This is a genomic window from Stenotrophomonas lactitubi, assembly GCF_002803515.1.
GTDB classification, from domain to species: domain Bacteria; phylum Pseudomonadota; class Gammaproteobacteria; order Xanthomonadales; family Xanthomonadaceae; genus Stenotrophomonas; species Stenotrophomonas lactitubi.
Window position 1 is genome coordinate 479,361 of record NZ_PHQX01000001.1, and the last position, 26,525, is coordinate 505,885.

The following is a 26,525-nucleotide window of genomic DNA, read 5'->3' on the forward strand; positions in this document are numbered from 1 at the left end:
CTACATCACGTCGGGTATTTGGCTGGCTTTTAGAAATCCGTGAACCCGATACGCTGTGTGCATGTGGTGACGGACACTGTTTCGACCGACGGGATTGCCGGTCGGGACGGTCAGAACCACAAGGAGATACACGTCGTGCCTTGGTTTGTCGTGTTGAGGGCGCTGGTGCTGGGAATGTGGATCACGGGAGCGCAAGCTGCCGAGCCGATCGACATCAACCGGGCCGATGCCCAAGCGCTGCAGCAGGGATTGACGATGGTCGGGGCCACCAAGGCAGCGGCGATCGTCGAGCACCGGCGCAGACACGGCCCGTTTCACCGCGTCGAGGACCTGACGCAGGTGAAGGGGATAGGGACATCGATCGTCGAACGGAATCGACGGCGGATCACCGTTGGCAGCAGGATGTTGCCCGCGGATCCGGTACCCGGATCGGTACCGGTGCGAACCGTACCCAGGCGCTGACAACAGGAAACGTCGGGACCGGCAGGATGCAGGTTCATTGGCTACGGACAGGATGCCCGTAACCACCGACCGTCGCAGGGATGCGACACCAATCACCAGGATGGTGGCATCACAGACCTGTGGAAGGGGCTGAGATACAAACAGGACAGACGCGGCCGCGTGCAGGATGCAACGCCGCCCCCGCTTCGCAGGATGCGAGGGGGTGGCAGCAGGCCGACAGGGACGTGACGATTGCCCGGTACGACACATGGCTGTGTCGCCGGGCAATTTCTTTTGGCGCAGCCACCACGCGCCCATGGTGTACGGTGAGGCCTTCGCATGGAATGGAACCTGCTGGATGCACCTCCACCGTTTGACCCTGATGCTCGCCGTTGCCCTGGCACTGCCCTGCGCTGCACACGCGGCCGCCCCCTCCAAGCCGGTCGCGGCGACGGCTTCCGACGTACGCGGTCCGACCGACCTCAAGCCTGGCGAGTACCTGTGGCACCCGGAGGTTTCGCCGGCCGGGCCGATCGTGCTGGTGGTGAGCCTGGATGAGCAGCGAGCCTATGTGTACCGCAACGGCATCGCCATCGGCCTGACCACGATCAGCTCGGGCAAGAGCGGCCATGAGACGCCGACCGGTGTGTTCACCATCCTGCAGAAGGACAAGGACCACCGTTCCAACCTCTACAACAGCGCACCCATGCCGTACATGCAGCGGCTGACCTGGGACGGCATCGCGCTGCACGGCGGCAGCCTGCCCGGGCACCCGGCCTCGCATGGCTGCGTGCGCCTGCCGCAGGCCTTCGCCCAGAAGCTGTTCAGCGAAACCAAGCGCGGCGATACGGTGGTCGTGGCCGATGCCAAGAGCGCGCCGATGACGCTGGCCTATCCGGCGGTGCTGGCGCCGGTGAATGCACGCGGACAGGCCCTGCCGGAAGGCGAGGCCGGCGCCCCGGACAAGGCGTGGTGGGATGATGCGGCCGCCCCCAGCGGGCAGGTCGGCATCCTGGTCAGCCTGCACGACCAGCGGCTGTACGTGCTGCGCGATGGCGTGATGATCGGTGAGTCGCCGTTGAAGGCCGACGCGCTGCCGGCGTTCCAGGGCACCACTCTGTTCGTGATGGGCCAGGGCTACAGCGATACGCCCAGCCCGCTTGACGCACAGCAGCGCCTGCACCAGTGGACGGCCTATCCGCTGCTGGGCCAGGACCGCGCCCAGGCCACGCCGGACCTGCTGGCCACCCCATCGCTGCCGATGGCGCTGCCGGCCGATTTCGCCCGCCAGCTGTACCAGGTGCTGGTGCCGGGCACGACCCTGCTGGTCACCTCGCTGCCGGCGGTGCGCCCAAGCGCGGCTGAATCGGGTATGCAGCCGGTCTTGGAATCGGAGCCGCCAGCGTCCACCCTCAAAGGATCCTGAGACCTCCCTGCGTGCCCATGTCCACTTCCCGCTCGTGCCGGCTGGCCGCTGTTGGCCTGCTGGCGACTGTCACCAGTGCGTCGGCATGGGCACAGACGCCTGTTGCCGCGATCAGTGCAGACGACCTCGCTGCACAGCTGGCACGCAGCGCGCCCAAGGCGGACCGCCGGGTGCTGCAGTTGGCCGCCCACGCCATGCGCTGCGCGCTGCAGCGGCCGGAACTGGGTGTCAGCGGCGAACGCCTGAGCGTGATCGATTACTCGCGGCCGTCCACCGAGCCGCGGATGTGGGTCTTCGACCTGGCCCGCCAGCGGCTGTTGTTCGAGGAGTGGGTGGCGCACGGCCGCAACAGTGGCGAGAACCGCACCGAGCACTTCTCCAACCGCGATGGCAGCTTCATGTCCAGCCTCGGCGCGTTCACCGCGCAGGAAACCTACATGGGCGGCAACGGCTACTCGCTGCGCTTGGCGGGGTTGGAGCCGGGTTTCAATGACCGCGCACGCGAGCGCGCCATCGTCATCCACGGGGCGCCGTATGTGAATCCCTCCACCGCACAGTTGCAGGGACGGTTGGGGCGCAGTCTCGGCTGTCCTGCGGTGCGGTTGTCGGTGGCCAAGCCGCTGATTGACGCGCTGCGAGGCGGCACGATGGTGTTCGCGTACTACCCCGACCAGGATTGGCTCAAGCACTCGCAGCTGCTGGGTGGCGATTGCGGTACGGCCGCGGGTCTTGCAACGCGTTGATGCGTTGTGGCGCGCGGCGTGATGCAATGCGCGCATGAACATCGACTCCCTGCTGCAGACTCCGAGCCAGGTGATTTCCAGCCTGGATTACCGCCGCGAACGCTGGCGCAACGGCCTCGGCTGGACCCGCGAGATCCTGCGGTTGCCGGCGCAGGGCGATGACTGGGCATTGCGCATGTCAGTAGCCGAAATCGAACAGGACGCCGCGTTTTCCGCGTTCCCGGGCGTCGAGCGCGAACTGGTGCTGCTGCAGGGCAATGGCGTGCGCCTGCGTTTCGAGGACGGCCGTGTAGCCGAAGTGCTGCCACCGCATGGGCGCGTGCGTTTTGCCGGCGAGGCCGCGTTGCATGGTGAACTGGTCGACGGCACCACTCACGATTTCAACCTGATGTGGAAGCGCGAGCTGCTGCAGGCCGAACTGCTGCATCGGCCACTGGTCGGCCCGATGTTCTTCTTCTGCGAGCCGGGTGTGGCGTGGGCCCTGCACCTGCTGGGTGGACAGGCCACGTTCGGCGCGGACAGTGGATTGCCTGCGATGCAGAGCGGCGATACCGCATGGTTGGCCGCCGGTGAGCGTCAGCGGCATGCGCTGCAGGGTGGTGGAGAGCTGCTTGCGATACGGGTAAGCGCCGCGGGCGGCTGAGCCATCGTCGGCGCCCGGAGGCAATCATCCACGCATGGCGTGGATCTACTGAAAATGCGGTCGCTGTGCTCCAGTAGATCCACGCCATGCGTGGATGCGGTAGCCGAAACCGCGGCATGGTGCGAACCAAGGTTCGCACCCACCAGAAGCCGATTCACACCGACCGAAGCTGTTCAGTAGATCCACGCCATGCGTGGATGCAGTGGCCGATACCGCAGCATGGTGCGAACCAAGGTGCGCACCCACCAGAAGTCGGTGCGCACCCACCTGGAGACGGTTCGCCTCAATACACATCGCGCCGGTAGCGACAGGCCAGCAGCAGCGCTTCCTTGCCGTCGGCACCGAGCACCTGCTCGATCACCGCATCCACTGCCGGGGCCATGCCCTGCAGGCTGCCGCAGACCAGGATCGTTGCGCCTTCATCGACCCACTGCCGCAGCGTGGATGCTTCGGCCAGCAGGCGATCCTGCACGTAGCGGTGCGCGCCGCCATCACGGCTGAACACCGTATCCAGGCGGGTCAGCGTGCCGTTGGCGAGCATCGCCTGCAGCTCATCGCCGAAGTGGAAATCATGCGCAGCCGAGCGTTCGCCGAACAACAGCCAGGTACGGCCGCTGCCAACATGTGCGCGTTCGTGCAGGTGTGCGCGCAGGCCAGCGATCCCGGTACCGTTACCGACCAGCAGCAGCGGAACGTCGGCGGCGACGCCGTGGAAATTCTCGTTGCGGCGCAGGCGCATCTGCACCGGCTCGCCAATGGCGGCGTGGTCGCACAGCCAGCCACTGCCGACGCCCGGTGTGCCATCGGCACGCAGCTGACGGCGCAGCAGCAGCTCCACCGCGCCGTCGTCCATCACCGAGGCGATGGAGTACTCGCGATGCGGCAGTGGCTGCAGTGCCGCCAACAAGCCAGGCAGGTCGCCCGCAGCAACCAAGGACGGCAGATGCGAGCGGGCGACGCGGGCGAGCAGCGTGTTGCCGTCGTCCAACACGGTGTTGGCATCGAAGCTCTGCGCCTGCAGCCAGTCACGCGTGCTCTGTTCGGCGTGCTGCGGACCGACCTCGGCGATGTCGCCCGCCTGCCAGTGCGCGCTGCTGTCGGTCGGTGGCTGCAGGCGCAGCCAGTAGACAGGACCACCGACGCTGCCGGGATTGAGGTGCATGCGCTGCAGCAGTGTCCACGGCTGGTACTCGGCCGGTGTCCAATCGGGCAGTTCGCTGGCGCCGCCGCCGAGCTGGCCGAGCAGCTGCTGCCAGTGGCGCAGGGCGGCCGGATCGGCATTGTCGACTTCAATGGCATCGAACAGTGGATGCGCGCCATGCTGGCGCAGCCAGTCGTGCAGCTGGTGGCCGAACGCGCAGAAGTGGCCGTAGCTGCGATCACCCAGCGCGAGCACGCCGTACTGCAGGTGGTCCAGAGGCGGCGGCGTGGTCATCACCCGGCGCAGGAAGGGCAGGGCGTGGTCGGGTGCATCGCCTTCGCCGGTGGTGCTGACGATGAACAGTGCACGCGCGCTGCCCGCAAGCAGGGGCGCATCCACGTCGTGCAGGCCACGCAGGCGCACCGGCACGCCGGCCGAGCGCAGGGCCTGCGCACTGCGCTCGGCCAGTTCGCGGGCGAAGCCGGTCTGGCTGGACCAGACCAGCAGCATCGGTTGGTCGCTGCCTTCGGCCGTGTCATCGCGTGGACGGCTGCGCCACCACACCACGGCGCACGCCAGTGAATACAGCGCGGTGGCGGCCAGTGCGATGCCCCACTGCCGCGACGGCGGCGCACCCTGCCACCAGGCTTCGCCCAGGTGCAGGCGCAGCAGGGCCCCACCGATCACTGCCAGCAGGACCAGCACTACGACGTTGCCAAGGGTTGCGCGCGAGAAACGAGTGCTCATGCGGCCTGCTCATCCAGCAGCCGCTGGAATGCGCTGCTGAGGATTTCGCGTGGGCCATCGGCGGCGCGTTCGAGGTAGCGCGCCGCCAGCCCTTCGCGCTCTGCCAGCGCGATGCCCGCGTCGCGACCGAGCACGGTCAGTGCGGTGGCCCAGGCGTCAGCGTGCATCGCATCGTCGGCGACCACGGTGACGGCGGCTGCGACCTGTCGCACTGGCGTGCCGCTGCGTGGGTCGAGGCTGTGACTGTAGGCAACGCCATCGTCCTGATACTGGTGCCAGCGATCGCCGGAGGTGGCCACGGCTTTTCCCTCCAGCGCGAGTACACGCGCTGGCATATCGGTGTGGGCATCTTCTTCCGGCGCCGACTCCACCAGCACGCGCCACGGCTGGCCGTCGGGCTTGCGGCCGTAGCCCGCCAGCTCGCCACCGACTTCAATCAGTGCGGCATCGATACCCTGGCCGCGCAGCCAGGCGGCGACGTGGTCGACACCGAAGCCCTTGGCGATCGCCGAGAGGTCCAGTTCCAGGCCGCCGGGTTGCAGCAGCGCATCGTCCTGCCAGTGCAGGTGTTGCCAGCCGCAGCGTGCACGGGTTGCCTGCAACGTGGTGGCATCGGGGGCACGCCGTGCGCCGGCATGCGCGCCGAAGCCCCACAGCGCCACCAGTGGGCCGATGGTGGGGTCGAAGGCACCACCGCTGGCGGCGGCGATGGCCTGCGCGCAGGCCAGTACATGGCGGGTTTCGGCCGGCAGCACGCAGTAGCGACCCGCGTCGGCGCGGTTGTAGCGGCTCAGGTCAGAGCCCGCTTCCCACGTGCTCATCTGAGCGACCACTTCATCCAGGCGGGCCTGGATGCCCGCATGCAGCGGATGCAGGTCGCGCTGACGCGGTGCCACCAGCGACACGCTCCAGGTGGTGCCCATGGTGGTGCCGCCCAGCCGGGCGATATCGAGTGCGGTAGAGGTCATGGGCATGCGTGGCAGGCTGCGATACCCGGGCGCGCCGGGTATCGCAGCGATGCGTTTACTGCGGCAGTACTTCCAGCGTGGCGACGTAGCTGAGGCGACGCTTGGCGGCTTGCTTGACCGACGTCTTCTTGTCCTCGGTGCCGGTTTCCAGCCAGTACATGCCGGCTTCCGGCCAGGTCACCTTGATCTCGCCCTTGGCGTCGCTGGTCAGTTTCTGCTCGTCCTGAGCATTGCGGTAGCGGGTGCCACCGCGCACGATCTCGAACTCCAGGCCCGCAGTCGGTTTGCCGTCGACCAGTACGCGGAAGGTGGCTTCTTCGCCGGCAAACAGGTCGTTAGGGTGGCCGACGGCCACCAGTTCGATGCCGCGGTTGGTCGGCTTCAGCGCGGTGTCGTTCGGCGCGCCGTTGGTGACGAAGGTCTCCACGCGGCCGACCGACTGGCTCACTTCCAGCTTCTTCGCATCCTTGGGCAGTTCGCCGAAGGTGGCGGCGGTGCCGCGCCAGCGCTTGCGCTCGCCATTCAGTTCATAGGTGGCCGACAGGCCGTCGTTGACCGAGGCGATGCGGTAGGTGCCCTGCTGTTTCAGTTCGACGTCGAACACGCTGCGGTACTTGCCGGTGGACGCGTTCTGCGCCTGCACGGTGCTGCCGTCCGGGGCGGTGATCACCACCGATTCCAGGCGCAGCGGCACGTGGTTGAAATAGAACAGGTCATTGGAGACCGCACCATCGACGGTGATCCACGGTGCGTTGCCGGCGATCACGGTCTGCGAGGGCAGCAGCCAGGCCTTGTGGGCCAGGGCAGAGAAGGGAAGGGCAGCGGCCAGAGCGGCGGCGAGGACGAGCGTGCGCTTCATGCGGAAGACTCCAGTTGGAAGGGGTCGGATCCCTTTCCAAAGGAAAGGGCTCTGACCCCGAGGATATGGCGATGGGGTCAGAGCCCTTCCTGCGGAAGGGATCCGACCCCGCTTGATCAAGGCTTGACGGCGAGGGTGACCTGGCCCAGTTCGGTGGCGCCCTGCGCGCGGCCGTTCTGTGCGGCGGTGGCCGGCCAGGTGAAGGGAATCTTCAGCAGTTCACGGCCGCCGACTTCGCGCACCGCTTCCACCACCAGGGTGTAGTTGCCCGGGGCCAGCTGCTTCAGCGCCGGCTGCTTGTCGTTGAACGACAGTGCGTGCTTGCCGGCGGGACGGGTCGGGCCGGTCACGCCGTCCACCGGCACCTGCAGGGTGCGGCCGCTCTTGCGCCACCACTGGCGCAGGTCGGGCAGCCACTTGGTGCCATGGCCTTCGCTGTTGCTGGTCTGCTGGTACCAGACCGACAGGTTGGCGGCGACCTTCTGGTCGGCGCCTTCCAGCCACACTGCCACATACGGGCGGTGGTACTCGGCCACGTTGAGCTTGGGTACTTCGACGTTGATGTCGAGGGTGGTGGCGTAGGCCGGGGAGGTGGCCAGCAGGCCGCTGAGGGCGATGGTCAGGGTGACGCGCATGGGGCGGCTCCGGAGAAACGGATGGAAATCACGGTGGAAGTTCAATGGATCAGCAGCAGGGCGATCAGCAGCGGAATCATCAGGCCCAGGCCGACCAGCGGCCAGGTCATGCGTCGCTGCCGCGCATGCAGGTGCAGCAGGAACAGACCGGTGATGCAGAACACCAGGCAGGCCACGGCGAACACGTCCAGGAACCAGCCCCACGCGGGGCCGGCATTGCGGCCCTTGTGCAGGTCGTTGAGGTAGGACACCGCGCCGCGCGAGGTCGATTCGTACTCGACTGCGCCGGTTTCGCGGTCGATGCTCAGCCAGGCGTCGCCGCCGGGGCGTGGCAGCGACAGGTAGATTTCCTCGGCCGACCATTCGGCGGGTCGGCCGCCGATGGAAATGCCCAGCTGCTCGTCCAGCCATTGCCGGGCCGGGCGCGGGATCGGCGCGTTGCCGTCCTCGCGTGTGCCGAGCTGGCCGCGCACGTCGGCCGGCAGTTCCAGATGCTGGTTCTGCACCTGTGGCTTGGCTTCGATCTTCGCCGCGTGATTCAGCGTGAGCCCGGTCACCGCGAACAGCAGCATGCCGATCAGGCAGACCGCCGAGCTGATCCAGTGCCACTGGTGCAGGGTACGCAGCCAGAAGCCGCGGCTCTGTTGCTGCTGCACGGTGGAAGATGCGGGACGGCTCACGGCACGGTTCGGGACGGATGAATACTGGGCATTACATCATTGATGAGAATTGCTCGCAATTAGATGTCGTTGTGTATCTCTGACGGGGAGTGCCGGCCGCTGGCCGGCAATCCCATGACACCTGAAAACATCGTGCGGTTGCCGGCCAGCGGCCGGCACTACCACTGGGCAGTAGATCCACGCCATGCGTGGATGGAGCGCCGTCCAGGTTCGGTATGGGCAGTAGATCCACGCCATGCGTGGATGAAGTGGTGCCGACCAAGGTCGGCACCCACCAGAGCGACGATCAGAACTTCGCGTTGAGCGAGATCCAGTAGCTGCGGCGCTGGTCCTTGGTGGCGTAGTCGTCCACGCAGTTGTATTCGCTGGGGCTGGTCAGCAGGCACGACTGCGAGACGAAGTTCTTGTCGAACAGGTTGTTGACCCGCGCGTTGACCGTCAGCCACTGCGTGGCCTTCCAGCTGCCACCGAGGTGGAAGATCGTGTAGTCCTCGTAGTAGCGGGTGTGGCTGGCACCGGCGGCATCGAGGATCGTGTCGCGGTAGCGGTCGTAGCGGCCTTCGCCGATCAACGACAGGCTGATCGCATCGTTGAGCTGCCAGTTGAGGCTGGCGTTGGCCATGTGCTTGGCCGGCATGGTACCGGTGATCGGCAGGCCCTTGCCGGAACCGGCGGTCTGCTCGCTTTTGGTCCAGGTGTAGTTGCCGCGCAGCTGCAGGTTGTCCAGCAGGTCGACGTGGCCGGCCAGTTCCGCGCCACGTGTTTCGGCCTTGTCGATGTTCACGCTCTGGGTGAAGGTGCTGTAGCCCAGCGACGCCCAGCCCGGGCCGATATCCACGCAGTAACCACTGCCGGCTGGTGCGACCTCACAGTTGGGGAACGTGCCGCCGCTGGCGATCTTGTCTTCGAACTTGTTGATGAAACCGGTGACGTTGAAGCCCCAGCGCTGGCCCTCGTAGTACGCAGCCAGCTCGTAGTTGGTGCTGGTTTCCGGCTTCAGGTTGGGCGAACCCACCAGCGGCAGCACGCCCTGGCCACCGAAGCCGGTGATGCCGGGGAACAGCTGGTCCGGCCGCGGGGTCTTGTAGCCGGTGCTGACGCCGCCCTTGAAGGTCCATGCATCGGTGGCATTCCAGACCAGGTAGCCGCGCGGGCTGAGGTGGCTGCCGAAGATGTTGTGGTCGTCGTAGCGCAGGCCGAAGGTGGCGGTCAGGGTGTCAGTCAGCGACCAGTTGTCCTCGGCGAACAGCGCCCACATGCGGTGCTTCTGCTTGGTGTTGCTGCGGTAGCCGGCACCGTCCATGCCGAACACGCCGTCCACCATGTCGGTGTCGTTGTACTGGCCGCCCACGGTCAGCTTGTGCGCGCCGAAGTCCAGGTCGAGCATCGTGTCCAGCACGTAGCCTTCCAGCTCCATGGTGCGCAGCGGACGCGGCAGGAACGCCTGCAGGCGTGCCTGTTCGCTGGCGTTGAGTGCGCCCAGCGCGTTGTTGCGGCCGGCGGCACAGTTGTTGGCGGCACCGGTGCGGCGGCAGACGTCGTTCCACAGGGTCTGCAGGCCGGCGCGCTCGTCCAGGGTCAACGGCAGCGAGCGGCCGAGGTTGCTGCTCTTGCTGTGGGTCAGTGAGGTCTGCCAGGTGCCGAAGCTGTAGCGACCCTGATGGGTCAGCGAGAGCTGGTCGCGCTCATAGCGCTGGTAGGCGGTGTAGCCCACGCGCGGCTGCACCACGCGGCGGGTGACGGTGCCGTTGCCATTCGGGTTCGGGACCACCGCGTTGCCCACGCGCCACAGGCTGGCCAGGCTGTCGAGCGTGCCGGTCTGGCCCTCGCTGTTGTCGTACTTCTGGCGAGAGACGTCATAGTCCAGCCACAGCTCGTGGTCGTCGTTGACGTGGAAGTTCAGGCGCACGCCGGTGTTCCAGTTGGTGTTGGCCACCGACTTGCCGCCGCCACCAAAACCGATGCTGCGCTCCCACAGCGTGCCGTCGGGCAGGGGCAGTGCATCCCATTCGGGATTGGATGCCTTGGCGTCGTAGTAGCTGCCGCGCACGGCCAGGCCGAGGCGATCCTTGACCAGTGGCCCGCTCAGGTACAGGTCAGTGCTGCGCGCATCGCCGAACTGATCGTCCTGCTGCACGGTGAAGCCCTGGGTGACCGCGCCGTGCCAGCTGTCCTGGTTGCGGCGGGTGATGATGTTGATGACGCCGCCCATCGCATCCGAGCCGTACAGCGTGGACATCGGGCCACGCACCACTTCAATGCGCTCGATCGCATCCAGCGGCGGCAGGTAGGCGAACTGGCCACCACCGAAGTTGTTCGGATACAGCTGGCCGGCGTTGCTCTGGCGACGGCCGTCGATCAGCACCAGGGTGTACTCGGACGGCAGGCCGCGCATGGAGATGGTGGCGCGGCCGTTCTTGTCGGTGGCTTCCAAGCCGACGTCGATACCCTCGACGTCGCGCAGGGCGTCGACCAGGCTGGTGTAGGGGCGCTTGCTCAGCTCTTCGCGGCTGACCACGCTGATGCTGGCCGGTGCATCGACCACCTTCTGCTCGAAGCCAGCGGCGGTGACCACCACCTTGTCTAGGGTCTGGGGTGCGCCGGAAGCGTCGCCATGGGCGTAGGCGGGAGCCGCGACGGCGGCCAGCACGGCGCTGGTCAACAGATGGCGGGACAGGGACGAACGGACACGATGGCGCTGGGCCATGGCAGATACCTCGAAGGATGTAAGGCAGTGCGATGCCGGGCGCGGAGCGCGCGCGGCAGGGCAGGGACGGCCCGATCAGGGGCGGCTGAGGTGAAGCAGGCAGCGGCGAGCCGATGCAACCGCTCAGGCGGTCACAGCGTGCCGTGGATCAGGCGAGCGGCGGCGCCTGGCCGCGTTGCTGGCGACGCCCGGGCGCATCGGTCCAGGGCATGTCTGGTGCGGCCAACGGCCAGTGCGAACGCGCGCCGGACGGAGCCGACGCGGAGGGAACCAGATCAAGTTCGGTACGCAGCCAGTGGCTGGCCAGCAGCAGTGGCGGCGCCGGCTTGTCGGTGGACTTGGCCGGTGCCGAGGCGCAGCGCCGCAGCTTGGCCGGCGCTTCTTCCTGCAGGGGGGCTTCGCCGCCGCGCTCTTCCAGCGGCTGCTGCAGCGCCTGGGTTGCAGCAGCATGAGCCACGGGTAGCAGCGGCAGGGTGCCCAGCAACAGCGTCAGCATCGCCACCCACGCCAGCAGGCTGGCCAGCGCAGGCCGACGGCCGCGCATGGCGGTGCCGAGCTGTACAAGCCGAAGCGGGCGAGGGCGGAACGGGCGACGCAAGCGGAAATCCCTGGCTGGCCGGAACATCCGGCGTCAACGGGGCGTGATTGTAATGAGACCCGTTAGCCGTTGCAAATGAGAATGATTGCCAAGTTGTCGCAGGGGTGGCCTGATCGGCTCAGACCTCGCTCCAGCGTCGCAGCAGGTTGTGGTACACGCCGGTCAGCTGCAGCACCGCGTCGGCATCGCCATCGGTCTGTCGCAGGCGCTCGATGGAAGTATCCATCTCCCACAGCAGGCGCCGCTGCACGTCGTCGCGGATCATGCTCTGCACCCAGAAGAACGAGGCCACGCGCGCACCGCGGGTGACCGGGTTGACCTTGTGCAGGCTGCTGGAGGGATACACGATCAGATCACCGGCAGGCAGTTTCACTTCATGTTCGCCGTAGGTGTCGCTGATGATCAGTTCACCGCCGTCGTACTCGTCCGGGTCGGACAGGAACAGCGTGCAGGAGATGTCCGAGCGCAGCTGCTCGCCGTTGGCCAGGTTCATCACCGCGCCATCGACGTGGAAGCCGTAGGTGCCGCCGCCGCTGTAGCGGTTGAAGCGCGGTGGCAGGTACTTCAACGGCAGCGCGGCGCTGAAGAACAGCGGATGTCGTGCCAGCGCGACCAGAATGGTCTCGCCCAGTTCGCGGCGCAGCGGCGAAGCTTCCGGCAGCTGCTGGTTGTGCTTGGCCTGAGCGCCGAGGTGGCCGACAGTCTCGCGGCCATCGGTCCAGTCTGCCGCATCGAGCCTGCGGCGGATATCAGCCACCTGTCCGGCGCTGAGGATGTCGGGGATGTGCAGCAGCATGCGGAAGTCCTCAGCAAGCGGACGGTGCGACCAGGGCGCGCACCTGCGGATGGGGGGAGGCGGCGAGCTCGGGCACGATATGCGCCATGAAAGCGGGACTGCCGTGCTGCAGTGCCAACCGCAGCCAGTGCACCGCCTGTTCGATTTCACCGGCCTGCAGCAGGATCGAGGCGTAGTTGGCCTGGCCGCGGAAATCGCCGGCCTCGGCTGCGCGTCGATACCAGGCCAGCGCGGCCTGCGGATCGCGTCCGGTGTCCAGTCCATCTTCCAGGTGTCGGGCCAGCAGGTTCATCGACTTGGCGTGGCCCAGATGCGCCGCGCGGGTATACAGCGCCAGCGCCTGTGCACGGTCCTGCGGCACGCCACGGCCGGTGGCCAGCAGGTTGGCCAGGTTGTACAGGCCCCAGTCCAGACCGGTGTCGGCCGCGCGCCTGTACCAGACCGCGGCAAGCGAAGGATTGGCGGTGGTGCCCTGGCCCAGTTCATGGCAGCGGCCGAGCATGTTCATCGCCATCGGCGCGCCGTTGTTGGCTGCGGTCTCGTACCAGAGCAGGGCCGCAGCAGCGTCTTCCGGCGTGCCTTTGCCTTCCATGTGCATCTGCGCGAGCAGCAGCTGCGCCTCGACCTGCCCGGCCTGTGCCGCATCGCGCACGCGCGCGAAGGCGGCCTGCGGGTCGTGCAGCAGCAGGTCTGCCAGGGCGTCGGAATCAAACGGGGTGTTGGAAGCCATGCGCGGAGTATCGCCGGAAACAAAAACGGCGGCAGGAGATCCTGCCGCCGTGTGGGTGCTGCGGGTTACATCAGAACTTCACGTTCAGTGCCAGGGTGGCCGAACGACCCGGGGCGATGCTCGCGTAGTGCGACGCATAGGCCTTGGTGAAGTAGGTCTTGTCGGTCAGGTTCTGCACGTTCAACTGCAGGCTGATGTTGTCCTGGATCGCGTAGCTGGCCATCGCATCGAAGCGGGTGTAGCTGGGGATCCACTTGGTGTTGGCCACATCACCGTACTGCTTGTCGGAGTAGTTGGCGCCGGCGCCGACGGTCAGGCCGAACGGGAAGCGGTAGGTGGTCCACAGGGTGGCGCTGTGCTTGGCGGTGTTCGGGAACACGTTGCCGTTGTACGGCGAGGGCACGTAGACGTTGGACGGGCACGTGCGGCCGGACACGGCGCAGACGAAGCCGTTGTCCTTCAGTTCCGAATCCAGGTAGGTGTAGCCGCCGTACAGGCTCCAGGCGTCGGTCAGCTGGCCGGTGAAGCCCAGTTCCACGCCGTTGATTTCCTTCTTGCCGGCGTTCTGGCTGGTGCCGTTGTCCACGGTCACGCGCGCGTTGTCCATCACGGTGTGGAAGATCGCCGCGGTCAGGTTCAGGCGGTTGTCGAACAGGTCCCACTTGGTGCCCAGTTCGAGGTTCTTGGTGTCCTGCGGCTTGAGGTCGGCTACGGTGGCGCTGAGGCCATCGGAACCATCGCCACCGTCCATGCCCGGCGGGGTGGAAGAGGTGCCGTAGGACAGGTAGATGCTGCCGTTGGCAGCCGGCTTGAAGACGATGCCGGCCTGGTAGTTCAGGAAGTCATTGTCGTTGCGCACGCGGGTCGGCGCCTTGCCGGCCACCGGGGTGGTCAGGGTGGTGGAGAAGTCGTCGTAACGCAGGCCGACGTTGATCATCCACTGCGCGTTCAGTTCGATGGTGTCGAACAGGTAGGCCGACTTGGTCTTGGTGCGCTGCTCGACGTCCAGCGCCTTGTCGCTGCGGTACACCGCATGGGTGGCCGCCCACGGATCGTTCGGGTTCGGGTTGTCGAAGCTGGTGCAGTTGTAGCCGGTGGCGGCACCGGTGGTCGGGCACTTGCTGCTGTTGGTCAGCGGGTTGTTGGTGCCCGGGGTCATCAGGTAGCTGCCGCGGGTCATCTTTTCATCGCTGTATTCCAGGCCGGCGCTGTAGCTGTGCTTCAGCGCACCGGTCTGGAACGCACCGGTCAGGCTCAGCTGGTCGGCAAAGCTCTTGACGTCGACGGCGCGGCTGTTGGTACGGCGCCACAAAGTGCCGTAGTTGTTCGGGTTGCCCTGGCTGTCGTCCGGCTGGGTCCACAGGTAATCGTTGCTGGTGTTGCCCAGGCGCGCGATGTTGCGCAGCTTGTGGCCACCGAAGTCGTAGCTGCCGTCCAGAGTGCTGATGTCGGCGCGGGTGCGCTGGAAATCGCGATCCACCAGGCCGTAGTAGTTGTTGCGGTCGGGCACCATCGGGCGGCCGTCGACCCACTTCGACACCGGTGCGCCGTTCGGGTTGCCGTACGGGAAGCCGCCTGCGTCGGGCAGGTCGTCGCTCTGCATGTGGTAGTGGCTGGCGATCAGCTGCGCCGGACCGTTCAGGCCGAACGCGATCGACGGCGCGATGCCCCAGCGGCTGACGTTGGCCGCGTCACGACCTGCGATGTCCGACTCGTGCTTCATCAGGTTCAGGCGCGCAGCGATGCCATCGCCCAGCACGTAGTTGGCATCCACGGTGCCACGTGCGTAGCTGTCGGTACCGATGCCCATGCTGGCAGTGGTCTCGTTCTTCAGCTTCGGGGTCTTGCTGACCAGGTTGAGGCTGCCACCACCGGAATCACGGCCGCCGTAGGCCGAGCTCGGGCCCTTGACCACTTCCACCTGCTCCAGGTCGAACACTTCGCGGGTCTGCGAACCGACGTCGCGCAGGCCATCGACGAACATGTTGCTCTGCGAGTCGAAGCCGCGGATGAAGGGGCGGTCGCCGGTCGGGTTGCCGCCTTCGCCGGCACCGAAGGTGATGCCCGGCACCATGCGCAGCGCATCCTGCAGGTTGGTCGCACCGGTTTCGGCGATCAGCTTCTCCGAGACGATCGAGACCGACTTCGGGGTGTCCAGCAGGGCGGCGGTGAACTTCGGCGAGGACGGGTTGAACCAGCTGCCACGCACGTGGACCTTGTCCAGTTCGGTGGCCTTGCTGGCGCCGGCGTCGTCGGCCGCCTGTGCCGCCAGCGGCGCGAAGCCGGCGGCGAGCGTGGCGGTGGCCAGTACCGAAACGCGGGGTGCGTACTTGCGGGTCTTGATGTGGGTCATGGGTAGGTTGGCGGTGGCTTGGAGAGGGAATGAGCGAGGGCCGGCCAGCACGGTTGGCCGCGCGGCGACAGGCAGGAGGTGGGTTCTGTAGAGCCGAGCCATGCTCGGCTGGCCGGAAACGCAATCAGGCGCACGGCAACGGCCGCAGGGCGCCTCAGATGGCGCGCGGTGCCGGAGGTGCGTGGCCGGGATTCAGGCGCAGCGAGGGGTCGTGCAGCTGCCAGCGCAGGGCATCGGAGTGCCACAGCGGGATATGCGCCACCAGCGCGGCACGCGGCAGGGCAGTGCCGGCGCAGGGCGTGCCACCTTCACCATCCACCGGAGGTTCCGGGGCGGGGGCGGCGTGGTGCGGGCATTCATCGCCGGAAGGCGCCGGTAGCGGAGCGACCTGCTCGATATCGTGCAGAAGCGCTTGCCAGCCTGCGTTGGCGGCGCGGCCACCGCGTCCTTCATGCAACGCCGACCAGCCCAACAGCAGCGTCAGCAGCGCGGCCACGAGCAGCGGCCACCCCTGACGGGCGAGCTGGCACAGCGTGGCAATGGGCGCGGACGAAGCCATGGCGCGGGCAGGGGCGTTACGAAGATGTTACGTAGGATAACATCAACGATAATGATTCGCATGTGCGGGCCCGGCATCCGGTTCCGGGTGGCCCGCAGGGCCCCTGAAAGGCCCTCCAGGTGCCCGCCAGTAGATCCACCCCATGGTGGATGCCCTGGACTTCAATCGCGGTCGTCGCGGGTCCACACCGCGTCGTGCTCGCGCTTCACCGGAAACTTCGGCACCGCCGTATAGGCCGGCGCACACAGGGCGCGGCCGTCTCGCACGTCGAAGCGCGCGCCGTGCAGCACGCACTCCACGCTGCCTTCGGTGGTGTTGAACTCGCCCGAGGACAGCTCGAACTCTTCATGCGTGCACTGGTCTTCCAGGGCATACAGTTCGCCGTCGAGGTTGAACACCACGATCGGCGTGCCGGTGACCTCGTCGAAAACGCTCTTCATTTCGCCGGGCAGCAGTTCGGCGCCGGCGCAGACAAAGGTCCAGGCCTCGCTCACGCGGTGGCTCCGGCCAACGGCTTTTCCAGGATCTCGAAGCGCAGGTCGTCGCGCTTGGGAATGCCGAAGCGTTCGTCGCCGTACGGGAACGGCTTCTTGATGCCGGTGCGCTGGTAACCGCGGCGTTCGTAAAAGGCGATCAGTTCGTCGCGCACGTCGATCACCGTCATCTGCATCACCGGCACGTTCCATTCCTGCGCGGCATGGGCTTCGGCGGCGTCCATCAACTGCTTGCCGACGCCACCGCCCTGCTGGCTGGGATCGACCGAGAACATGCCGAAGTAGCCCTTGCCGTCGACATCGGCGACGTGGGCACAGGCCACCAGCTGGCCGTCGCGTTCGGCCAGCAGGATGGTCGAGCGCGGGCGGTCCAGGTCGCCCTGGATGCCTTCGGCGTCGATGCGGGCGCCGTCCAGCAGGTCGGCTTCGGTGGTCCAGCCAACGCGGCTGGCGTCGCCGCGGTAGGCCGAGGTGACCAGGGTGATCAGGGCGGGGATGTCGGCCGACGTGGCGGCGCGGAAGGTCAGGGTGCTCATGCGGCTATTCTAGGTGGGGCTTGGGCGCTCGCAAATGGGTCAGGGTCAGATCCCTTCTGTCGCGCAGAAGGGCTCTGACCCCCGGGCACCGGCTATGCTGCAGCTCACCGCTTTCCCGCAGGAGGCACGAGTGGACAGGCAAGGTGGCGTGGCTGTGAGGGTCGTAACGCTCGGTGTGGTCGTGGTGATGTCCATCCTGCTTGTGCGCCAGGATGTCTCCGTCGCGGGCCGGGACGTTTCCTTCAACAGTTTTGCTTGCCCCAGGTTCAATCCGGCACGTGCACTGCCGGTCGCGCTGGAGGAACTGCGTGCGCACCCGGTCCGCTACCAGGGCCGCGCGGTGAAGGTGCGTGGCGCCTACGTCGATGGCTGGGAAATGTCGGCGCTGCATCCGGGGCCTCCGGTACGTGACCCGTGGGCGGCGGACGGCATCTGGGTGGAGGGCATCGCGCCGATGACGCTGCCGACGGAGCAGGCCGTTGAAATGACCGGGATCGTGTCGGCGGCACGACCGGATGCGCAGAGCGGCAAGGGGCATCTAGGCAAGTGGCCGGCCGAGCTGTGCGTGTCGTCGGTGCGGCGGTTGCAGGAGTGATTGGGTGGTAGGGGTCAGAGCCCTTTGGCGATGCGAAAGGGATCTGACCCCAATCCCCGACGCCGGAAAGGGCGACAGCCCGACTGTCAGGCGCGCCGCGTTGGCAGATGCTCGGGGTCAGATCCTCTTGCGCAGCAAAGGGCTCTGACCCCTTGGCTTCCGGAGACGCTCATGCCCAGGCCGCGTCGCATCGATGCACCGGGCTACCCACAACATGTCGTCCAGCGCGGTAACAATCGCCAAGGGGTGTTCCTCGCTGATGGCGACCGCGTCGCCTATCTGCGCCTGCTGTGTCATCACGCAGACCTGCAGCAATGCCGGGTCCACGCCTACGTGCTGATGGGCAACCACGTGCACCTGCTGGTGACGCCCGAGGCAGCCGGCGGGCTGTCGCGGATGATGCAGGCGGTAAATCGTGCCTACGTGCGCCGTGTGAATGATCGGCACGGCCGCACGGGAACTCTGTGGGAGGGGCGTTTTCACTCGACCCTGGTGGACACGGATCGCTACCTGCTTGCCTGCCAGCGGTACATCGAGCTCAATCCGGTGCGTGCGGGGATGGTGGCGCATCCCGGGGACTATCGCTGGTCGAGCTATCGGGCAAACGCGGAGGGCAGGGCGAATGCACTTCTCGTGCCGCATTCGGCGTTCGAGTTGATTGCGGCTGATGTGGATGAGCGGCGCAGGCGCTACGCCGAGTTCATCGAGCAGGGTGTTCCTGCGGGTGATCTGGCGGAGATACGTGGAGCGCTGCAGTCGCAGCGGCGATTGGTTGGGGTGCTGATGGGGTCAGAGCCCATTCGCGGTGCGAAAGGGATCTGACCCCGGCTGAGGTCTCAGCCCAGCAACTTCCGCACCTTCGTCAACGCCACCATGAACCGCTCGATCTCTTCATGCGTGTTGTAGAACGCCAACGACGCACGGCAGGTCGCGGCCACGCCGTAGTACTGCAGCAGCGGATGCGCGCAGTGCTGGCCCGAACGCACGGCCACGCCTTCCAGATCCAGCAGCGTGGCCAGGTCGTGCGCGTGCGCACCGTCGATCAGGAACGACACCACTGCTGCCTTTTCCGGTGCCTCGCCGATGATGCGCAGGCCATCGACCCGGCGCAGCTCTTCGGTGAAGTGCGCCAGCAGCTCGGCTTCGCGCGCTTCCACGTGGTCCAGACCGACGTTCTGCAGATAGTCCGCCGCCACGCCCAGGCCGATGAAGCCGGCGATGTTGGGGGTGCCGGCTTCGAACTTGTGCGGGGCATCGTTGAACACGGTGCCGTCGAAGCTGACTTCCTTGATCATCTCGCCGCCACCCAGGAACGGTGGCATCGCGTCCAGGTGCTCGCGACGCGCCCACAGCGCGCCGGTACCGGTCGGGCCGCACATCTTGTGGCCGGTGATGGCGTAGAAGTCGCAGCCGATCGCGGTGACATCGACCTTGCGGTGCGGTGCGGCCTGCGAGCCGTCGACCACGGTGACGATGCCGCGCTTGCGCGCTTCGCGACAGATCTCGCGCACCGGGTTGATGGTGCCGAGCACGTTGGAGACATGGGCCACGGCCAGCAGCTTGACCTCGGGGGTCATCGCCGCGCGCAGCGCGTCCAGGTCCAGCGCGCCGTCGGGAGTGATCTCGGCCACGCGGATGGTCGCGCCGGTGCGCTGGGCGACCAGCTGCCACGGCACGATGTTGGCGTGGTGTTCCATGCGCGAAACCAGGATCACGTCACCGGCCTTCAGTCGCGGCAGGGCCCAGGAGTAGGCAACGAGATTGATGGCAAAGGTGGTGCCGCTGCACAGCACCAGATCATTGCTGCGCACGTTGAGGAAACGGGCCAGCTTGTTGCGTGCGCCTTCGTAGGCGTCGGTGGCCTCGGTACCCAGCGCGTGCACCGCACGGCTGACGTTGGCGTTGTAGCGACGGTAGAACTCGTCCACTGCGCCGATCACCTGCACCGGCTTCTGGCCGGTGTTGGCGTTGTCGAAATAGACCAGCGGCTTGCCGTGCACTTCGCGCATCAGCAGCGGGAAGTCCAGGCGCACGCGCGCCCAGTCGGGGGCGTCGGCGGGTGCTTCGATCGGTCGCGGGGTGGACAGGTTCATGCCACGCCCGCCTCGGCCAGTGCCTTGTCCAGCCGACGTGCCAGCTGCTCGCGCAGCGCTTCCGGCAGCACCTTCAGCGGCTCGTGGCAGAACGCGGCGCTCAGCAGCGCCTGCGCCTGGGCCTGCGGCAGGCCGCGCGAGCGCAGGTAGAACAGCGCGTTGGCGTCGAGCTGGCCGACGGTGGCACCGTGTGCGGCCTTCACTTCGTCGGCGTCGATCACCAGCGTCGGCTGGGTATCGATTTCGGCGTCGGCCGACAGCAGCAGATTCTTGTTGGACAGGTTGGCGTCGGTGCCATCGGCGCCGGCACGGATCTGGATGCCGCCATGGAACACCACGCGGCTGCGATTGGCCGCCACGCCACGCCACTGCAGCTCGGCGCTGGTGTCGCGGGCAATGTGGTCGATGCCCAGGCGGGTATCGACGTGGCGACGGCCGTTGCCGAGCAGCACGCCATTGGCGGTCAACTGGGCGTTGTCGCCTTCCAGACGCACGTTCAGTTCGTGGCGGCTGAGTGCGGCGCCCAGCTCCAGGTCCACGCGGTGGTACTGCGCGTCCTTGGCCAGTACCGCGTCGGTGCGCAGGAAGCTGGTCTGGCGCGCGCTGCCAGCCTGCACGCGGGCGTGCTTGAGCACGGCGTCGTGGGCGACGTGGGCGTGCAGCACGGTGTTGTCCAGATGCGCCGAGTCACCCACGCTGAAGCGATGCTCGACCACGCCCAGGCTGGCGCCCGCACGCAGTTCGATCAGGTGCCGGTGATGCCAGGCCAGGTCGGTGTCGCCGGCGACGCTGGCGAACACCAGCTGCAGCGGCACCTCGACCTGCACGCCGTCGTCCACGCGCAGCACCACGCCTTCATCGGCGAGGGCAGCGTTGAGGCGGGCGAATACTTCGTCACTGCGCTCATAGCGGCGGCCGAGGAAGCGTACGGCATCCTCGCCAGCGGCCAGTGCGGAAGACAGCGTTTCCAGCTGCACGCCGGCCGGCAGGCCCTGCACGTCGCTCAGCGCGTCGTTGAGGCGGCCATTGACGAACACCAGGCGCGGCGCCGGGATGTCCTCCAGCACGGCGGCATCCAGCAGCGCCGGGGTCAACGGTGCGGCCGCAAAGCTGCGGCGCTCCAGCTGGCGCAGCGAGGTGTACTTCCAGCTTTCGCTGCGTGCGCCGGGCAGGCCGTCGCGCAGCACGCTGTCGAGCACTTCGCGGCGCGCATCGCTGCCGCAGAAGGCCTGGGCCATGGAGTCGAGCAGGGCGCTCATCAGACCGCCGCCTCGGGCACGACCCGGTCCTTCAGGAAGTCATAGCCGTGCGCTTCCAGTTCCAGCGCCAGTTCCGGGCCACCGCTCTTGACGATGCGGCCATCGGCCAGCACGTGCACCACGTCCGGCTTGATGTAGTCCAGCAGACGCTGGTAGTGGGTGATGACCAGGAACGAGCGGTCCGCGCTGCGCAGCGCGTTGACGCCGTCGGCCACGCTCTTCAGCGCATCGATGTCCAGGCCCGAATCGGTTTCGTCCAGGATCGCCAGCTTCGGCTCAAGCACGGCCAGCTGGAAGATCTCGTTGCGCTTCTTCTCGCCACCGGAGAAGCCTTCGTTGACGCCACGGTGCAGCAGTTCGTCCTTCAGGTGCAGCACGGCCAGCTTCTGCCGAACCAGCTTGAGGAACTGCATGGAATCGAGCTCTTCCTCGCCGCGTGCCTTGCGCTGGGCGTTGAGCGCGGCGCGCAGGAAGTAGGTGTTGTTCACGCCGGGGATTTCCACCGGGTACTGGAACGCCAGGAACAGGCCGGCAGCGGCGCGCGCTTCCGGGTCCTGGTCGAGCAGGTCGACGCCTTCGAACTGCACGCTGCCTTCGGTGACCTCATAGCCGTCACGGCCGGCCAGGACATTGCCCAGGGTGGACTTGCCGGCGCCGTTGGGGCCCATGATGGCGTGCACCTGGCCGGGCTTCACGTCCAGGGACAGGCCCTTGAGGATTTCCTTGTCGCCGATGCGGGCGTGGAGGTTTTCGATCTTCAGCATGGTGGGGGTTTCCGTGGTGCGGGCCGGGGCCCGCCGGTAAAAAGAATGCGTTGTGCGAGGGCAGGGCGGGCGATCAGCCCACCGAACCTTCCAGCGAGACTTCCAGCAGCTTCTTGGCTTCCACTGCAAATTCCATCGGCAGTTCGCGGAACACCTGCTTGCAGAAGCCGTCGACGATCATCGACACCGCGTCTTCCTGGCTGATGCCACGGGCGCGGCAGTAGAACAGCTGGTCGTCGGATATCTTCGAGGTGGTGGCCTCGTGCTCGACGGTGGCACCCGGGTTCTTCACCTCGATGTAGGGGAAGGTGTGGGCGCCGCACTGCTTGCCGATCAGCAGCGAATCGCACTGGGTGTAGTTGCGCGCGCCGTCGGCATTGCGGTCGACCTTCACCAGGCCGCGGTAGGTGTTCTGGCCGCGGCCGGCGCTGATGCCCTTGCTGATGATCTTGCTCTTGGTGCGCTTGCCGACGTGGATCATCTTGGTGCCGGTGTCGGCCTGCTGGCGATGGTGGGTCAGTGCCACCGAGTGGAACTCGCCCACCGAGTCGTCGCCCAGCAGCACGCAGGACGGGTATTTCCAGGTGATCGCCGAGCCGGTCTCGACCTGGGTCCAGGTGACCTTGCTGCGCGCGCCACGGCATTCGGCACGCTTGGTGACGAAGTTGTAGATGCCGCCGACGCCGTTCTCGTCGCCGGGGTACCAGTTCTGCACGGTGGAGTACTTGATCTCGGCATCGTCCAGCGCCACCAGCTCGACCACCGCGGCGTGCAGCTGGTTCTCATCGCGCATCGGCGCGGTGCAGCCTTCCAGGTAGGACACGTACGCCTTGTCCTCGCAGATGATCAGCGTGCGCTCGAACTGGCCGGTGTGGCCGGCGTTGATGCGGAAGTAAGTGCTCAGTTCCATCGGGCAACGCACGCCCTTGGGGATGAACACGAAGCTGCCATCGGAGAACACCGCCGAATTGAGCGCGGCGAAATAGTTGTCGCCCACCGGCACCACGGTGCCCAGGTACTGGCGCACCAGTTCCGGGTGTTCCTTGATGGCTTCGGACATCGAGCAGAAGATCACGCCCTTCTCGGCCAGCTCCTTGCGGAAGGTGGTACCGACGGAGACCGAATCGAACACCGCATCCACGGCCACGCCGGCCAGCTTGGCGCGTTCGTGCAGCGGCACGCCCAGCTTGTCGTAGGTGTCCAGCAGTTCCTTCGGCACGTCATCCAGCGAGGCGTACTTCGGGCCCTTCGGCGCGGAGTAGTAGCTGAGCGCCTGCAGGTCGATCGGGGCGATCTGCAGCTTGGCCCAGTTCGGCATCGGCATGGTCAGGAAGTGGCGGTAGGCGTCCAGGCGCCACTGCGTCATCCATTCCGGCTCTTCCTTCTTCGCCGACAGGGCGCGGATGGTGTCCTCGTCCAGGCCGGCGGGAAGGGAGTCCGACTCGATGTCCGTGATGAAGCCGGCCGAATACTTGCGGCCGAGCTGCTCATGGATCTCGCGGTTGGGGGTGTCGTCGCTGGCGACGGTTTCGATGGTTTCGGTGGCCATGGGGGGGCTGCCTACGGATCAGGAGACGACGTCGACAGCGATGGTGCGGCGCTGTTCTTCGTCGACAAGGGGAAGAGGGGGCAGGATCTGCGCCAGGCTGACATCGCGCAGGGCCTCGGAGACCACGTCGTTGATCAGCCGCCAGCTGCTGCGTGCGCCGCACTTGGGCGCCATGCCGCACTGGTGGTGGTCGTGGCTGCACTCGGTCAGGGCCAACGGCCCTTCCATGGCTTCAACCACTTCAAACAGCGAGATCTCGATCGATGGGCGGGTCAGCCGGTAGCCGCCGCGGACGCCGCGCAGGCCTTCGACCAGGCCGGCCTGGGCCAGTGGCTTGAGCACCTTGCTGACGGTGGGCGGCTCCAGACCGGTGAATTCGGCCAGCTCGGTGGCACTGAGCACCTCGCCCGGACGGGCGGCGAGCACGGTCAGTACGACGGTGGCGTAATCGGTGAGCTTGGTGACGCGCAACATGGGATGCGAGTGGTTCTTAAAGCGGACTGAAATTGTACGCTTTTATTCGCCGGCATCCAACCCGGCCATTCAGCGGGCGCTTGGGGCCGGCTGCAGGTCGGCGGCCGAGGGCGGCCGACGGGGCGACATGCTGGGGCATGGGGGTGATTTTCGCAATCACCCGGAATGGGCGAGAATCAACGTTCCTTTCGCTGCAAACGTCTCTTGCCGATGCCCAAGAAGATCCAAGCCCGCAAGTCCGCCATCCACGGCAACGGTGTGTTTTCCGTGGCCCCGATCAAGCAGGGCGAGCGCGTGATCCAGTACAAGGGCCTGCTGCGCAGCCACGGCGATGTCGATGCCGATGACAGTGGCGATGTGGAAAGCGGCCATACCTTCCTGTTCACCCTCAACGACGACTGGGTGATCGATGCCAACTACAAGGGCAACGACGCGCGCTGGATCAACCACAGCTGCGACCCGAACTGCGAGGCGGTGATCGAGGAAAACGAGGACGGTGACACCCGCGGCGACAAGGTGTTCATCGAGGCGCTGCGCGATATCAAGGCGGGCGAAGAACTGACCTACAACTACGGCATCACCCTGGCCGAGCGGCATACGGCCAAGCTGAAGAAGATCTGGGAGTGCCGCTGCGGTTCGCCCAAGTGCACCGGCACGATGCTGCAGCCCAAGCGCTGATCCGGTAGCGCCGGGCCATGTCCGGCGAGCGTGAAGCGCGGGCGGAATGAGAAGCCGCCGGGCATGGCCCGGCGCTACCCGGGCGTTTCTGCACCTGCCGTGCACGGCCGGGTCACCGTGGTTCAATGCGCTTTCGCCCACCCTGTCCGCTCCCCCCTATCTGGAGCACGACATGGCACAGCGTCTTCGCGGCAAGCAGATCGCCATTCTCGCCACGCATGGTTTCGAGCAGTCTGAACTGATCGAGCCCAAGCACCTGCTGGAAGCGGAGGGCGCGCGCGTCAGCGTGGTGTCGCCGGCCAAAGAGGCCAGCATCAAGGGCTGGAAGGACAAGGACTGGGGTGATTCGGTCGCCGTGGATCAGCCGCTGGATGGCGCTGATGCCGGCCGCTTCGATGCGCTGGTACTGCCCGGTGGCGTGATCAATCCGGATACCCTGCGCACCAACGAAGCAGTACTGGATTTCATCCGCAGCATGGCCGAGGCCGGCAAGCCGGTGGCGGCGATCTGCCACGGCCCCTGGCTGCTGATCAACAGCGGGCTGGCGAAGGGGCACGAGGTAACCTCGTGGCCGTCGCTGCAGCAGGATCTGGCCAATGCCGGCGCGCGCTGGCGCGACGCGGAAGTGGTGGTGGACGGCAACCTGATCACCAGCCGCAAGCCCGCAGACATTCCGGCCTTCAGCGAGGCGGTGGTGAAGGCGCTGGCGGCGTGATGTTTTGATGCGGTAGCGCCGGGCCATGCCCGGCGAGCGCGAAGCGCGGAAATGGCAGAAGCCGCCGGGCATGGCCCGGCGCTACCGTATCTGGCGGGGGCCTATTGGCCGAGCACGCCGGCCGGCACCAGGTTGCCCAGGTTCTGGTTGAAGGTCACCACCAGCTTGCCGTTCTTCACCTGCGCCGACTGCACCTGCAGAGCGCCGAGCAGGCCGGCCACGGCCGGGTCCAGCTTGTAGATCGGTTCGCGCTGGGCATAGTCGCTCAGCCATGCGTTCAGCAGGCCGCGGGTACGCGAGTCGAGACGGCCGCCCTGGTTGGCCGGGGTGAAATCATCTACGGTCGGCTGCTGCAGGTGGAAGCCCTGGGTCTGCGCGTCATAGCGCAGGCCGCTGCTGAGCTTCACCGTGCCCAGCTTGGCCGGGTTGCCGCCCGCGGTGGCCAGCGCCACGTCCATGCCAAGGTTCAATCGCTCGCCTGCCGGCAGGCTCAGCTGCGGGTGGCTCATGGTCAGCGCGATCAGGCCGCCCAGTGCGTCCTGGGTGCGCGGGAAGCTGCCGTCCAGATACTGCTGCACGTCGCTGGCGCCAACCGCCAGTTCACGACCGGAGATCGAAGGGGCGGCCTGCGCGCCGATCGCGGCAGCAATCAGCACGGTCGAGGCGGCAAGGCGGGTCATCAGGGAACGCAGGCGCATGGCGGTGACCGGAAGAAGGATCGAAGAGGCCTACAGAGTAGCTTTGCCCGCTGAATCGCGGGTACACACCGCTGCAACGGTTCAGTCCAGCGTTGGCTGCAGGCTGGCCGACTGGATCTGCCAGGCGCGGCCGTCGGCACTGGGCTGCACGCGGTACCAGCCGTGATAGCGGAAGGTGCCGTTGGCGGTCACCGCGCGGATCTTCACCGGCACTTCCAGCAGGCGCGGTGGCTGCGCATCGTCGCGTGGCAGCGCCACATCACTGTCCAGGCGCAGGTTGCGCACGTCGGGCAGCAGGCGCAGTACGGCGTCGTCAGCGTGACGCGGGTCGGCCGGGGCATAGGCCCAGGCCGCATCGCTGCGCGCCTTGTTCTGGTTGAGCAGGTCGAGCATGTAGCGGTTGAGCATCGCTGCGGGCGATTCGCTGCCGATGGCAACGGCGCCATACAGCGGGTCGATGGCGATCGCGTCGACGGCAGCTGCCTCCGATGCCGCCTTCGTCGTTGGCACGGCAGGGGGGGGTGCAGCGGGGGCCGAGTCCGACGTGGTGGAGTCGGCTGGAGGGGTCGGGTTGGAACACCCCACCGCAAGCAACGGGATCAGCAGGTAAAGAGAACCGCGCATGTCTGCCTCCTCCCCGAGGC

At 66.9% G+C, this 26,525-nt stretch carries 28 protein-coding genes; 8 read left to right on the top strand and 20 right to left on the bottom strand.

The annotated features are described in order from the left end of the window. The first annotated feature begins 39 nt into the window (after positions 1–39). The 4 genes from CR156_RS02265 (at position 40) to CR156_RS02280 (ending at position 3,253) form a co-directional block, all read left to right on the top strand. The gene (locus CR156_RS02265; RefSeq protein WP_243381677.1) at positions 40–462 is read left to right on the top strand and encodes a ComEA family DNA-binding protein; all 423 of its coding nucleotides are present in this window, start codon (positions 40–42) and stop codon (positions 460–462) included. Between the two features lie 337 nt (positions 463–799). Continuing rightward, the gene (locus tag CR156_RS02270) at positions 800–1,867 is read left to right on the top strand and encodes a L,D-transpeptidase (RefSeq protein WP_100554059.1); all 1,068 of its coding nucleotides are present in this window, start codon (positions 800–802) and stop codon (positions 1,865–1,867) included. A 17-nt stretch (positions 1,868–1,884) separates the two neighbouring features. Continuing rightward, a complete protein-coding gene (locus CR156_RS02275) occupies positions 1,885–2,610 on the top strand; it encodes a murein L,D-transpeptidase catalytic domain family protein (RefSeq protein WP_100551747.1) in 726 nt (241 codons plus the stop codon). 34 nt (positions 2,611–2,644) lie between these two features. Next, a complete protein-coding gene (locus tag CR156_RS02280; protein WP_100551748.1) occupies positions 2,645–3,253 on the top strand; it encodes a HutD/Ves family protein in 609 nt (202 codons plus the stop codon). 283 nt (positions 3,254–3,536) lie between these two features. Here CR156_RS02280 and CR156_RS02285 read toward each other — a convergent pair whose 3' ends face one another. The 13 genes from CR156_RS02285 to CR156_RS02345 all read right to left on the bottom strand — a co-directional run bounded on the left by CR156_RS02285 (position 3,537) and on the right by CR156_RS02345 (position 17,056). Further along, on the bottom strand, positions 3,537–5,141 hold the full coding sequence (locus CR156_RS02285) for a sulfite reductase subunit alpha (protein WP_100551749.1): 1,605 nt from the start codon (positions 5,139–5,141) through the stop codon (positions 3,537–3,539). Next, a complete protein-coding gene (locus CR156_RS02290) occupies positions 5,138–6,109 on the bottom strand; it encodes an FAD:protein FMN transferase (protein ID WP_100551750.1) in 972 nt (323 codons plus the stop codon). Before CR156_RS02290 ends, CR156_RS02285 begins: the two co-directional genes overlap by 4 nt. A 55-nt stretch (positions 6,110–6,164) precedes the next feature. Continuing rightward, positions 6,165–6,968, bottom strand: a complete 804-nt coding sequence (locus CR156_RS02295) for a DUF4198 domain-containing protein (RefSeq protein ID WP_089239348.1) — start codon at positions 6,966–6,968, stop codon at positions 6,165–6,167. A gap of 116 nt (positions 6,969–7,084) precedes the next feature. Further along, complete coding sequence (locus CR156_RS02300) at positions 7,085–7,603, bottom strand: DUF2271 domain-containing protein (RefSeq protein ID WP_032975835.1); 519 nt, start codon at positions 7,601–7,603, stop codon at positions 7,085–7,087. A gap of 41 nt (positions 7,604–7,644) precedes the next feature. Beyond that, positions 7,645–8,283 (bottom strand): PepSY-associated TM helix domain-containing protein, encoded by a 639-nt coding sequence (locus CR156_RS02305; RefSeq protein ID WP_100551751.1) that lies wholly within the window; start codon positions 8,281–8,283, stop codon positions 7,645–7,647. A gap of 286 nt (positions 8,284–8,569) precedes the next feature. Continuing rightward, positions 8,570–10,990, bottom strand: coding sequence for a TonB-dependent receptor domain-containing protein (locus CR156_RS02310; RefSeq protein ID WP_100551752.1), 2,421 nt, complete (start codon positions 10,988–10,990; stop codon positions 8,570–8,572). 148 nt (positions 10,991–11,138) lie between these two features. Then, entirely contained in the window at positions 11,139–11,534 is a 396-nt protein-coding gene (locus CR156_RS02315; protein WP_100551753.1) for a hypothetical protein, read from the bottom strand. 172 nt (positions 11,535–11,706) lie between these two features. Beyond that, a complete protein-coding gene (locus CR156_RS02320) occupies positions 11,707–12,384 on the bottom strand; it encodes a Fe2+-dependent dioxygenase (RefSeq protein WP_100551754.1) in 678 nt (225 codons plus the stop codon). Between the two features lie 10 nt (positions 12,385–12,394). Beyond that, entirely contained in the window at positions 12,395–13,114 is a 720-nt protein-coding gene (locus CR156_RS02325) for a tetratricopeptide repeat protein (protein WP_089239358.1), read from the bottom strand. A 70-nt stretch (positions 13,115–13,184) separates the two neighbouring features. Further along, on the bottom strand, positions 13,185–15,467 hold the full coding sequence (locus CR156_RS02330) for a TonB-dependent receptor (RefSeq protein WP_100551755.1): 2,283 nt from the start codon (positions 15,465–15,467) through the stop codon (positions 13,185–13,187). A gap of 154 nt (positions 15,468–15,621) precedes the next feature. Next, entirely contained in the window at positions 15,622–16,026 is a 405-nt protein-coding gene (locus CR156_RS02335) for a hypothetical protein (RefSeq protein ID WP_100551756.1), read from the bottom strand. A gap of 161 nt (positions 16,027–16,187) precedes the next feature. Further along, entirely contained in the window at positions 16,188–16,520 is a 333-nt protein-coding gene (locus CR156_RS02340; RefSeq protein ID WP_088101588.1) for a non-heme iron oxygenase ferredoxin subunit, read from the bottom strand. Then, positions 16,517–17,056, bottom strand: coding sequence for a GNAT family N-acetyltransferase (locus CR156_RS02345; RefSeq protein ID WP_100551757.1), 540 nt, complete (start codon positions 17,054–17,056; stop codon positions 16,517–16,519). The genes CR156_RS02340 and CR156_RS02345 overlap by 4 nt, the downstream gene beginning before the upstream one ends. Positions 17,057–17,150: 94 nt before the next feature. On the opposite strand from CR156_RS02345, the gene CR156_RS02350 reads away from it, so the two are divergent. Together CR156_RS02350 and CR156_RS02355 are read left to right on the top strand one after the other, a co-directional pair. Beyond that, on the top strand, positions 17,151–17,651 hold the full coding sequence (locus CR156_RS02350; protein ID WP_133120037.1) for a hypothetical protein: 501 nt from the start codon (positions 17,151–17,153) through the stop codon (positions 17,649–17,651). Positions 17,652–17,822: 171 nt separating this feature from the next. Next, on the top strand, positions 17,823–18,473 hold the full coding sequence (locus CR156_RS02355; RefSeq protein ID WP_100551759.1) for a transposase: 651 nt from the start codon (positions 17,823–17,825) through the stop codon (positions 18,471–18,473). A gap of 14 nt (positions 18,474–18,487) precedes the next feature. On the opposite strand, the gene CR156_RS02360 is transcribed toward CR156_RS02355, so the two are convergent. The 5 genes from CR156_RS02360 to CR156_RS02380 form a co-directional block, all read right to left on the bottom strand. Then, positions 18,488–19,744: a cysteine desulfurase gene (locus CR156_RS02360; RefSeq protein WP_100551760.1), complete on the bottom strand. Its 1,257-nt coding sequence runs from the start codon at positions 19,742–19,744 to the stop codon at positions 18,488–18,490. Beyond that, on the bottom strand, positions 19,741–21,003 hold the full coding sequence (sufD, locus tag CR156_RS02365) for a Fe-S cluster assembly protein SufD (protein WP_100551761.1): 1,263 nt from the start codon (positions 21,001–21,003) through the stop codon (positions 19,741–19,743). Before sufD ends, CR156_RS02360 begins: the two co-directional genes overlap by 4 nt. After that, positions 21,003–21,767, bottom strand: coding sequence for a Fe-S cluster assembly ATPase SufC (sufC, locus tag CR156_RS02370; protein WP_100551762.1), 765 nt, complete (start codon positions 21,765–21,767; stop codon positions 21,003–21,005). Before sufC ends, sufD begins: the two co-directional genes overlap by 1 nt. Before the next feature lie 73 nt (positions 21,768–21,840). Beyond that, on the bottom strand, positions 21,841–23,316 hold the full coding sequence (gene sufB / locus CR156_RS02375; RefSeq protein ID WP_100551763.1) for a Fe-S cluster assembly protein SufB: 1,476 nt from the start codon (positions 23,314–23,316) through the stop codon (positions 21,841–21,843). A gap of 18 nt (positions 23,317–23,334) precedes the next feature. Beyond that, positions 23,335–23,790 carry an SUF system Fe-S cluster assembly regulator gene (locus CR156_RS02380; protein ID WP_025873978.1) on the bottom strand — a complete coding sequence of 152 codons (456 nt, stop codon included), beginning with the start codon at positions 23,788–23,790 and terminating at the stop codon, positions 23,335–23,337. 210 nt (positions 23,791–24,000) lie between these two features. On the opposite strand from CR156_RS02380, the gene CR156_RS02385 reads away from it, so the two are divergent. Together CR156_RS02385 and CR156_RS02390 are read left to right on the top strand one after the other, a co-directional pair. Beyond that, positions 24,001–24,468 carry an SET domain-containing protein gene (locus CR156_RS02385; RefSeq protein ID WP_100551764.1) on the top strand — a complete coding sequence of 156 codons (468 nt, stop codon included), beginning with the start codon at positions 24,001–24,003 and terminating at the stop codon, positions 24,466–24,468. Between the two features lie 172 nt (positions 24,469–24,640). Further along, positions 24,641–25,183: a type 1 glutamine amidotransferase domain-containing protein gene (locus CR156_RS02390; RefSeq protein WP_100551765.1), complete on the top strand. Its 543-nt coding sequence runs from the start codon at positions 24,641–24,643 to the stop codon at positions 25,181–25,183. Positions 25,184–25,284: 101 nt separating this feature from the next. On the opposite strand, the gene CR156_RS02395 is transcribed toward CR156_RS02390, so the two are convergent. Both CR156_RS02395 and CR156_RS02400 read right to left on the bottom strand, forming a co-directional pair. After that, complete coding sequence (locus tag CR156_RS02395; protein WP_100551766.1) at positions 25,285–25,881, bottom strand: DUF1439 domain-containing protein; 597 nt, start codon at positions 25,879–25,881, stop codon at positions 25,285–25,287. Between the two features lie 81 nt (positions 25,882–25,962). Beyond that, on the bottom strand, positions 25,963–26,505 hold the full coding sequence (locus tag CR156_RS02400; RefSeq protein ID WP_100551767.1) for a hypothetical protein: 543 nt from the start codon (positions 26,503–26,505) through the stop codon (positions 25,963–25,965). Between the last annotated feature and the right edge of the window lie 20 nt (positions 26,506–26,525).

Bases quoted from the DNA above. Each gene is read 5' to 3' on its own strand.
- CR156_RS02270 (WP_100554059.1), top strand. From the start codon at position 800: ATGCACCTCCACCGTTTGACCCTGATGCTCGCCGTTGCCCTGGCACTG.
- CR156_RS02335 (WP_100551756.1), bottom strand. From the start codon at position 16,026: ATGGCTTCGTCCGCGCCCATTGCCACGCTGTGCCAGCTCGCCCGTCAG.
- CR156_RS02300 (WP_032975835.1), bottom strand. From the start codon at position 7,603: ATGCGCGTCACCCTGACCATCGCCCTCAGCGGCCTGCTGGCCACCTCC.
- CR156_RS02315 (WP_100551753.1), bottom strand. From the start codon at position 11,534: ATGCGCGGCCGTCGGCCTGCGCTGGCCAGCCTGCTGGCGTGGGTGGCG.
- CR156_RS02385 (WP_100551764.1), top strand. From the start codon at position 24,001: ATGCCCAAGAAGATCCAAGCCCGCAAGTCCGCCATCCACGGCAACGGT.
- CR156_RS02320 (WP_100551754.1), bottom strand. From the start codon at position 12,384: ATGCTGCTGCACATCCCCGACATCCTCAGCGCCGGACAGGTGGCTGAT.
- CR156_RS02280 (WP_100551748.1), top strand. From the start codon at position 2,645: ATGAACATCGACTCCCTGCTGCAGACTCCGAGCCAGGTGATTTCCAGC.
- CR156_RS02350 (WP_133120037.1), top strand. From the start codon at position 17,151: ATGCTGCAGCTCACCGCTTTCCCGCAGGAGGCACGAGTGGACAGGCAA.
- CR156_RS02290 (WP_100551750.1), bottom strand. From the start codon at position 6,109: ATGACCTCTACCGCACTCGATATCGCCCGGCTGGGCGGCACCACCATG.
- sufD (WP_100551761.1), bottom strand. From the start codon at position 21,003: ATGAGCGCCCTGCTCGACTCCATGGCCCAGGCCTTCTGCGGCAGCGAT.
- CR156_RS02345 (WP_100551757.1), bottom strand. From the start codon at position 17,056: ATGAGCACCCTGACCTTCCGCGCCGCCACGTCGGCCGACATCCCCGCC.
- CR156_RS02275 (WP_100551747.1), top strand. From the start codon at position 1,885: ATGTCCACTTCCCGCTCGTGCCGGCTGGCCGCTGTTGGCCTGCTGGCG.
- sufC (WP_100551762.1), bottom strand. From the start codon at position 21,767: ATGCTGAAGATCGAAAACCTCCACGCCCGCATCGGCGACAAGGAAATC.
- sufB (WP_100551763.1), bottom strand. From the start codon at position 23,316: ATGGCCACCGAAACCATCGAAACCGTCGCCAGCGACGACACCCCCAAC.
- CR156_RS02330 (WP_100551755.1), bottom strand. From the start codon at position 15,467: ATGACCCACATCAAGACCCGCAAGTACGCACCCCGCGTTTCGGTACTG.
- CR156_RS02310 (WP_100551752.1), bottom strand. From the start codon at position 10,990: ATGGCCCAGCGCCATCGTGTCCGTTCGTCCCTGTCCCGCCATCTGTTG.
- CR156_RS02325 (WP_089239358.1), bottom strand. From the start codon at position 13,114: ATGGCTTCCAACACCCCGTTTGATTCCGACGCCCTGGCAGACCTGCTG.
- CR156_RS02380 (WP_025873978.1), bottom strand. From the start codon at position 23,790: ATGTTGCGCGTCACCAAGCTCACCGATTACGCCACCGTCGTACTGACC.
- CR156_RS02400 (WP_100551767.1), bottom strand. From the start codon at position 26,505: ATGCGCGGTTCTCTTTACCTGCTGATCCCGTTGCTTGCGGTGGGGTGT.
- CR156_RS02285 (WP_100551749.1), bottom strand. From the start codon at position 5,141: ATGAGCACTCGTTTCTCGCGCGCAACCCTTGGCAACGTCGTAGTGCTG.
- CR156_RS02295 (WP_089239348.1), bottom strand. From the start codon at position 6,968: ATGAAGCGCACGCTCGTCCTCGCCGCCGCTCTGGCCGCTGCCCTTCCC.
- CR156_RS02390 (WP_100551765.1), top strand. From the start codon at position 24,641: ATGGCACAGCGTCTTCGCGGCAAGCAGATCGCCATTCTCGCCACGCAT.
- CR156_RS02395 (WP_100551766.1), bottom strand. From the start codon at position 25,881: ATGCGCCTGCGTTCCCTGATGACCCGCCTTGCCGCCTCGACCGTGCTG.
- CR156_RS02360 (WP_100551760.1), bottom strand. From the start codon at position 19,744: ATGAACCTGTCCACCCCGCGACCGATCGAAGCACCCGCCGACGCCCCC.
- CR156_RS02355 (WP_100551759.1), top strand. From the start codon at position 17,823: ATGCCCAGGCCGCGTCGCATCGATGCACCGGGCTACCCACAACATGTC.